This window comes from Acidocella aminolytica 101 = DSM 11237, assembly GCF_900129125.1.
In the GTDB taxonomy this organism is placed as follows: Bacteria; Pseudomonadota; Alphaproteobacteria; order Acetobacterales; family Acetobacteraceae; genus Acidocella; species Acidocella aminolytica.
Genome location: NZ_FQVJ01000070.1, coordinates 1 through 7,902 on the forward strand (window position 1 = coordinate 1; position 7,902 = coordinate 7,902).

General features: G+C 56.2%; 8 protein-coding genes and 2 pseudogenes. 6 read left to right on the plus strand and 4 right to left on the minus strand.

All coding sequences use genetic code 11. From position 1 onward, the window contains the following. On the plus strand, positions 1–804 hold an 804-nt coding region (gene lgt / locus BUB54_RS19255), incomplete at its 5' end, for a prolipoprotein diacylglyceryl transferase (RefSeq protein WP_073212030.1). Between the two features lie 112 nt (positions 805–916). On the opposite strand, the gene BUB54_RS19260 is transcribed toward lgt, so the two are convergent. The 3 genes from BUB54_RS19260 to BUB54_RS19270 are packed head-to-tail and all read right to left on the minus strand — an operon-like array spanning position 917 to position 3,821. After that, entirely contained in the window at positions 917–2,125 is a 1,209-nt protein-coding gene (locus BUB54_RS19260; RefSeq protein WP_048879978.1) for a hypothetical protein, read from the minus strand. Between the two features lie 58 nt (positions 2,126–2,183). Beyond that, entirely contained in the window at positions 2,184–3,173 is a 990-nt protein-coding gene (locus BUB54_RS19265) for a cation diffusion facilitator family transporter (RefSeq protein WP_048879979.1), read from the minus strand. Positions 3,174–3,176: 3 nt separating this feature from the next. Then, complete coding sequence (locus BUB54_RS19270) at positions 3,177–3,821, minus strand: cation transporter (protein ID WP_048879980.1); 645 nt, start codon at positions 3,819–3,821, stop codon at positions 3,177–3,179. Positions 3,822–3,886: 65 nt separating this feature from the next. Here BUB54_RS19270 and BUB54_RS19275 point away from each other — a divergent pair, with 65 nt between their 5' ends. The 4 genes from BUB54_RS19275 to vapC all read left to right on the plus strand — a co-directional run bounded on the left by BUB54_RS19275 (position 3,887) and on the right by vapC (position 5,284). Further along, entirely contained in the window at positions 3,887–4,291 is a 405-nt protein-coding gene (locus BUB54_RS19275; RefSeq protein WP_048879983.1) for a MerR family transcriptional regulator, read from the plus strand. A gap of 105 nt (positions 4,292–4,396) precedes the next feature. Beyond that, positions 4,397–4,534, plus strand: a complete 138-nt coding sequence (locus BUB54_RS21040) for a hypothetical protein (protein ID WP_158320138.1) — start codon at positions 4,397–4,399, stop codon at positions 4,532–4,534. 124 nt (positions 4,535–4,658) lie between these two features. Further along, the gene (gene vapB / locus BUB54_RS19280; RefSeq protein ID WP_048879981.1) at positions 4,659–4,883 is read left to right on the plus strand and encodes a type II toxin-antitoxin system VapB family antitoxin; all 225 of its coding nucleotides are present in this window, start codon (positions 4,659–4,661) and stop codon (positions 4,881–4,883) included. Then, positions 4,883–5,284 carry a type II toxin-antitoxin system tRNA(fMet)-specific endonuclease VapC gene (gene vapC, locus BUB54_RS19285; protein ID WP_048879982.1) on the plus strand — a complete coding sequence of 134 codons (402 nt, stop codon included), beginning with the start codon at positions 4,883–4,885 and terminating at the stop codon, positions 5,282–5,284. Before vapB ends, vapC begins: the two co-directional genes overlap by 1 nt. 453 nt (positions 5,285–5,737) lie before the next feature. On the opposite strand, the pseudogene BUB54_RS19290 reads toward vapC, so the two are convergent. Further along, positions 5,738–6,708: pseudogene (locus BUB54_RS19290) on the minus strand (IS3 family transposase); the annotation flags it as partial. 68 nt (positions 6,709–6,776) lie between these two features. Here BUB54_RS19290 and BUB54_RS19300 point away from each other — a divergent pair. Further along, positions 6,777–7,793 (plus strand): annotated as a pseudogene (locus tag BUB54_RS19300) (IS110 family RNA-guided transposase). The last annotated feature ends 109 nt before the right edge of the window (positions 7,794–7,902 follow it).

A 7,902-nucleotide genomic window follows, 5' to 3' on the forward strand; every position in this document is an offset into this window, starting at 1 on the left:
GTCCTTGTGCGTGTCGGGCCTTTCGCAATCCATTATTACGCTCTGGCTTATATCACCGCGCTGTTGATTGGCTGGCGCGTTGTGCGACGGTTGGTTTCATTGAACCCGGTGGCCGCGACAGGGGAGCAGGTTGACGATTTTCTGACGTGGGCCACGTTAGGCATCATTCTAGGCGGTCGGTTAGGCTATGTATTATTCTACCAGCCAATATTTTTCCTTACTCATCCTTCGAGAATGATTGCCGTTTGGGATGGCGGCATGAGCTTTCATGGTGGATTTATTGGCGTGACGATTGCCATTATCTGGTTCTGTCGAAAAAACAAAATAGCTATTCTACGGTTTGCAGACCGCGTTGCGGTTACAGTGCCAATTGGCCTATTCCTGGGAAGACTCGCCAACTTTATCAATGGAGAACTCTGGGGACGGCCCGCTGCCGCATGGTTTCCATTTCCTATGATCTATCCGCAATCTGGCTCCTTGGTGCCGCGCTACCCCTCCGAGTTGATTGAAGCCTCGCTTGAGGGGGTGTTGCTTTTTATTATAATGGTGTTTGCATCCCGCTCCTTAAAAGTTCGGAATAATGTCGGTATGCTCACTGGTCTATTTATCTTAGGATACGGTGTTGCGCGCACTACTGGCGAATTTTTTCGAGAACCGGATTGGTTTTTAGGGTTTTTGCCGTTTGGCTTCACGATGGGTCAAGCGCTTTCTATTCCGATGATTTTTGTCGGTGGTGGCTTATTGTTTTGGGTGTCCAAGAAAAAGGGGGCGGCTGATATCGCTAAAACTGATAGCTTGATTTGATTCGCTTGTCTTCGCTAACATTTGCATAATTCAAATGTGTACAACCGCTGCATGCAAAGTTTTTTTGAAACATTTTGGCGATATGGTCAGGCCATATATATGATAGCCATTTCTATAGAACCGGAAATAGCCAGAATGCGACACCGACTAAAGCGATAAAGGCGCCGCTCAAAACTTCGCCATACCGTTCAAAGCGGCCAAAACTGACCCGTTGCAGACTGGTCGTGGAATACACGCAAAGCAGCACATAGGTCGCAATCGTGCTGATCGCAAATACGATCGCCATTACTAAGATGACGCCAAAGCCATATTTGCCGGCGGCAAAGAAGGCCGGAATGCCCTCCACCATTGGCGAGGACCCAAGAATTAATAGTAGTGCCGTGCGTGACGAGGTTTTGTGCCGATGCACATGCAGCGGCGGTGCGGCTTGGGTATCGGCGGCGATATCATGGGCGTTTTGCGCGTCGTGATCGTGAAAATGCTTATGCACAGGTCCATTCCCATGCCGGTGCGCATGGGCATGCCGGACGAGTACGGCCTGCCCGCCGCGCAAGGGGGCGTAGAGCGGGTCATTTACAGGGTCATGACCGTGCGCCTCATCGCTATGGTCGTGATCGTGATTATCATGCGCGTGCTCGGTAAATTCAGCTTGGTATTTATGGGCGTAGCCGCCACGCTCGACCGTGACTTCGACGGTGAACCCGTGAGGTTCGGGAATTTCGTCCCTGGATTCCCAATACTCATTGCGCTTGACCATGGTGAAAATCTGCCGCGCGCCATTTTCACGCAGCGTCTCAACATCGACCGCATCGGCCGAGGTCCCAGTCAGCCGGAAACGTGGCGGCTGGCCGGTCTCAAAGATCGATAATTTTAGAGAACCGTCGCCGGTCCCGATCTCTTGCAGCTCCGAGCCGTGAACCCCGTCCTGTCCTGGCGTGCCGGCAAGATGGGAGAAATCATGACTATGACCGTGTGAATGACCATGGGCGTGGCCGTGGCCGCCACTTTTGCGCATTTCGCGTAAAGCCGAGAGCGCGATCCAGCCGCCGAAGCCGATCAGCGCAAGGCTCGCCAAGGTGTCGACCACATGGCCGAATTTGGCAGCGAAAGCGACACCGGCAATCCATACCGCGAGGCCGATCGCCAGCGTCGAGAGAACATGGCCGACGCCAGCCTTAAAAGCGGCCTGCCCAGTCTCGCGTTTAGACCAGCCGCGCTGCCGGGCGATCAGCGTGATCGGCACCCAATGGTCCGGCACGATGGTGTGCAAAATCCCGACGCCGGCGACAGCCGCAATCAGAAACAAGGCTTGCGTGTTCATAAAATAGTCTCCTCAGACTTATTTCGTGAGAGTCATGAATTTGCAGGGAGAATCTTGCTCAAACCGTTTCGTTGGAGTGCAGCGCACATTCATGCGCGCCGGTGCCGTCTTCAACCTGGAAGGTCGCATGGCTGATGCCGTAATGCTCTTTCAATTCCTCAGCTGCCTCATGCAAAAGCCCGTCATCGAGTCCCGCACCGGGTCTGACCAGATGCGCGGTGAGCGCCGTCTCGGTCGTGCTCATGCCCCAGATATGCAAATCATGAATGTCAGCGACACCTGGCAAGCCCCGCAGAAAGGCTTCGACTTTTGCGGCGTTGACGCTGGGCGGTACGGCGTCCAGCGCCAGGTTCATGGAATCACGCAACAGTGACCAGGTGCCAGCCACGATGATCGCGCTGACGACAAGGCTGATCGCCGGATCGACCCAGAGCCAGCCGGTAAAATAAATCACTGCGCCGGCGATCACCACGCCCAAGGCAACAAACGCATCCGACGCCATGTGCATAAAAGCACCATTGATGTTCAGGTCATCCTTGCGGCCCGCCATGAACAGCAAGGCCGTGACACCGTTGATCAGGATGCCGATGGCCGCGACCGCCATGATTATAGAGCCGCCGGATGGTTCTGGGTCGATCAACCGTCGGAGGCCCTCCCAGGCAATGCCGCCGGTAACGATCAGCAGCACAATCGCATTGCTGAGGGCGGCCAAAATGGACGATCGCCGCAACCCATACGTATAGCGCGTGCTGGGGCGCCGGCGTGCCAGGATCGAGGCCAGCCAGGCGCTCGCCAGGCCAAGCACATCGCCAAGGTTATGTCCGGCATCTGCCAGCAGTGCCAGCGAATGCGCGACCACGCCGTAAAACGCTTCGCCAACCACGTAAGCGAGGTTGAGCGCAATGCCGATCGCGAACGCCTTGCCGAAATTTGCCGGGGCGTGCGCATGTCCATGGCCTTGATGGGCGTGGCCTTTATGGTCATCATGGTCTTCGTGATCGTCATGGCCACCATGCTTTTCGGCGGCGGCGTGCTGATGTGCGGACATAGGTTATTCTCCGGCGGGGATGGGACGCGGTGAGGGGTTCAGGCGCAGTTCGGCATGCGCCTGGCGGAGTATCTGTAAACCGCCTTGCAAGCCCAACGCCCCCATGACACCGGCAACAATAACATCTGGCCAACCTGTATGGGTGCCGAAGACACCAGCCGCGGCGAGGAGTACGATCAGATTTCCGATCGCGTCATTGCGCGAACATATCCAGGCCGAGCGCCGGTTCGCATCGCCGCCGCGGTAACGCCACAGCATGAGCGCGACACCTCCATTCGCAAGCAATGCCGCGAAACCGACGCTCCCCATGACGACGGCGCTGGGTAATGTCCCCGCATAAGCGTGCCACGCCGTATTCGCGAGCACCCAGGCGGCAAATGCCAGCATGGTCCAGCCTTTTGCCAGGGCTGCACGGGAGCGCCAGGCGAGCGCCATACCGGCGACACCCAGGCTGATGGCGTAGTTGGCGGAATCGCCGAGAAAATCGAGCGCATCAGCCTGCAACGCCGCGGAGCCGGCCGCAGCCCCAGCGATGATCTCGCCGATAAAAAACCCACCATTGACGATCAGTGCGATCCACAGCACGCGCCGCCATCCCGGGTCCTGGACAGCGGTGACCGCAGCGGGCGCGCAGCAGCTTTTAGACATGATCATCCTCGACGAAGCATTTGAATTTCGTGTATGCACCCTATAGCAGCTATAGGGTCAAGACAGTGGATCATGACGTTTTGAGCATCGGCGATCTGGCGCGCACGACCGATACCAAGGTTGAGACCATCCGGTATTACGAACGCGCCGGCCTGCTCCCCGCACCGGCACGCACCGCAGGCAATTACCGTGCCTACCGGGCTGAGCATCTGGCGCGATTGAGCTTCGTGCGCAGGGCCCGCGATCTTGGGTTTTCATTGGACCATGTCCGCGAATTGCTGCGTCTGGCTGACCAAAAGGACCAATCCTGCGCAGAGATTGACGTTATCGCCCGCTTGCATCTGGCCGAAGTGGACCGAAAAATCGCGGATTTGATGGCGCTTGGCGGCGAGCTGCGGCAGATCGTGGGGCAGTGCGGGCATGGTACGGTCGCTGAGTGCCGGATTATCGAGGCTCTTTCACCTAACTAAAGTCAATCGGACAATTCGCTATGCTCGCGTTTTCAATATGCGCGGTCAATATTTCGATTGATACGATAACGTTTTACTTTTGAGAAAATTTACCGAGGAGCTACTATGTCGATTTTGCCCGCCCTGCTGATGTTGACCCTAGAGGCGTTTCTTGAATCCGGAGGCGATGCGTTGGTTCGCAAAGGGTTGGGGGTAAGCGGTATGCCGCGCGGGCTCTGGGACCCGATGGCAAACCTAGCTTGACGCTAAGCCCTGGTGAGCGGTTTGAGGTAACGCTGGACGATCAATGCGGTTCCCTTGTGAAATACGATTGAATTGAAGCCAGAATCGGCGTATATCCGAATTGGATATACTTGGGAGTTTGTTCATGCTGGCGCGCACATCCTTGTTCCTCTCCAACCGCTCGCAAGCAGTGCGGTTGCCCAAGGCCGTAGCTTTTGCTGCTGAGGTGCGCGAGGTTGTCATAGTCCCTGACGGTCCGCGCCGGATCATCGCTCCAGCCGGGGCGACCTGGGATGATTTCTTTGATGCGCCGGGGATTGAACTGTGCGGGCGCGAGCAGCCAGCGATGCAGGAGCGTGAGCGCTTTTGATGCTGCGCTACCTGCTGGACACCAATCTTTGCATTCGGGTGCTACGCGACCGGCCGCAGGGATTACGGGCGCGGTTCAATGCGAATGCCGAGGCGCTTTGCCTCTCCGATGTGGTGCTTTACGAACTGCTGTATGGGGCGGAGCGATCAAACGACCCGCCACGCATCCGCCGCGAGGTGGAGCATTTTTCCGGGCGGCTGACTGTCCTGCCGTTTGACAGCGAGGCGGCGGCGCACACCGCCGAGATCAGGGCGGATCTTGAGGTGCGGGGCTGCGTGATCGGACCATATGACCTTATGATCGCCGGACATGCCCGCAGCAGGGGTTTGGTGGTTGTCACGGGAAATATAGGAGAGTTCCAGAGGGTTCAGGGCCTGAGATGCGAGGATTGGCTGGTATGAGCAGTGACCAACCCGCCGTTTTAGAACGGTCGTCCAAGGATATTTGGCTTGCGGATAAAATCGCGACGATGAGTTCGGCTAGCACATTTTTCACGATTTACCGTAACGACTTTGGTAAATTTATCACATATATAATCACATAAACAAAAAAATATATAAATTATAAAGTGTTTTCAAGCTACTAAACGACTTCTCGTCAGGCTCATAACCTGAAGGCCGCACGTTCAAATCGTGCCCCCGCAACCAACTTCATTTGCGATGCAAGAACAGAAATAGAACCGTCCGCAAACATGTGGGCGGTTTTGTCGTTTGCAGCACCCAGCACACAATACAAAAATCGTAAGACCTGATGTTTGTCCCCGGGTAGGGTGGCTCGCCCTCTTGATCACGCAGATCGAGGGTTACTCGTGATATGGTAATCCCCCCGTTTTTAACGGGGCTTATTCGTAGAATTCACACGGCCAGTTTCAGTTTCTGAGCGGGTGTCATTCCGCCTATGCCCATATTGGGCCGTTCGTTGTTGTACGTCCATAGCCATTGCGTGGCGTAGTCCTGGGCCTCCCCAATGCTGCTGATGATATTCTGGTCCAGCCATTCATGCCGGATAGTGCGGTTGTAGCGCTCAACATAGGCATTCTGCTGCGGCTTTCCGGGTTGGATGTACTGGATACTGATGCCGCGCTTCTCGGCCCAGGCCAGCAGCTTCCCGCTGACATATTCTGGACCGTTATCAACACGAATGCTCCCAGGCTTGCCGCGCCATTCGATGATCCTGTCCAGGGTGCGGATCACGCGATCGGCCGGGAGTGAAAAATCAATCTCAATGCCTAACCCTTCGCGATTGAAGTCATCGAGCACGTTCAATAGCCGGAACGCCCGTCCGTCCTCCAAACGATCCGCCATGAAGTCCATCGACCACACGACATTTGGCGCCTCAGGCACCGCCAGGGCGTCTGGCTTGTCGCGCCGTAGCCGCTTACGGGGCTTGATGCGCAGGTTCAATTCCAGCTCACGGTAGATGCGATAAACCCGCTTATGGTTCCATGGCCGCCCCTGCACATTGCGCAAATATAGAAAGCACAGGCCAAAACCCCAGTTCCGCTTGGCATTCGTCAGACCCACCAGAAGATCCGCAATCTCCTCATTCTCGTCGACCAACTGGGGCGTATAACGATAACATGTCTCGCTCAGCCCGAATGTCCGACAGGCCAGCGCAACGCTGACCCCGTGCCTCGCCACCGCCGCCATGGCCATCTCCCGGCGTTGAGATGGCCGGACTATTTTTTTCCTAAAGCCTCCTTGAGCAGCTCATTCTGCATGCTCAGCTCCGCAAACATCTTCTTCAGGCGCCGATTCTCTTCTTCAATCGCCTTCATCTGCGAGACCATCGAGGCGTCCATCCCGCCATATTTGGCACGCCACTTAATGGGATGGACGGCTCTCCCTCCTCTGCGGCAGGCTGTGCCGATCCTGAACCCGAAGGAGAGCGCTTATGACGATTGATGTCTTGGGCATTGATTTAGCCAAGAACGTATTCCAGCTGCATGGTGTCGATCGCAAAGGTCACGCGGTGTTTAAACGCCGGGTAATGCGTGACCAGCTTTTATCGGTCGTGGCGGGCATCGAACCGTGCACCATCGCGATCGAGGCTTGTACGGGGGCCTTTTGCTGGGCCAGGAAGTTTGAAGACCTCGGGCACAAAGTAAAAATCGTTGGCCCACAATATGTTAAGCCTTTTGTCCGCCGGCAGAAGAACGATGGTAATGATGCGGAGGCTATCTGCACCGCTGTCCGACAACCTCATATTCCGCTGGTGCCCAAAAAGAGTATCGAACAGCAGGATATCCAGGCCCTACACCGTGTCCGGCAACGCATGGTTAATCATCGCACCGCCGTGGTCAGCCAAATTCGCGGTTTGCTGCTCGACCGCGGCATCGCCTTTGCCAAATCCATTGGCTGTGCCCGACGCATGATCCCCGAAATCTTGGCCAACCAGGGCAACGAACTGACGGCTATGGCCAGGGATGCCATCAGCGAACTATGGGATTTGCTTTGTGACCTGGATCGGCGGATTGAATGCTTCGATAAAAAAATCGAGGCCGTATTCAAGGCCAGTGAGGTCTGCCAGCGGATTGCCAAGATCAAAGGCGTCGGTCCCAAAACTGCCACCGCCATTGTCGCGGCCGTCGGCGACGGCACCGAGTTCAAGAACGGGCGCCATATGGCAGCCTGGCTTGGCTTGGTTCCCCGGCAGCATTCAAGCGGTGACCGGCAGGTTCTGATGGGTATCTCAAAACGAGGTGATCAGCATTGACGCAGCCTGCTCGTCCACGGTGCCCGCTCTGTCGTGCGGGTAGCAGCCAATAAGAACGACCCCATAAGTCAATGGGTCAACAAGCTTCAGGAGCGGCGAGGCTTCAACCGGGCAACGGTTGCGGTCGCCAACAAGAATGCACGGATAATCTGGGCCGTGCTGAGAACGGGTGAACCGTACCGCCCCGCCGCCTGAAGGCTAGAACACAGCTTGCGGGTAGACTGAGAAATGGACTGCACTGATCGAACCGACGCGCGACAAACCTGATTTTTATAAAGGCTCCCGAAGCCTACCACTTGTTGAG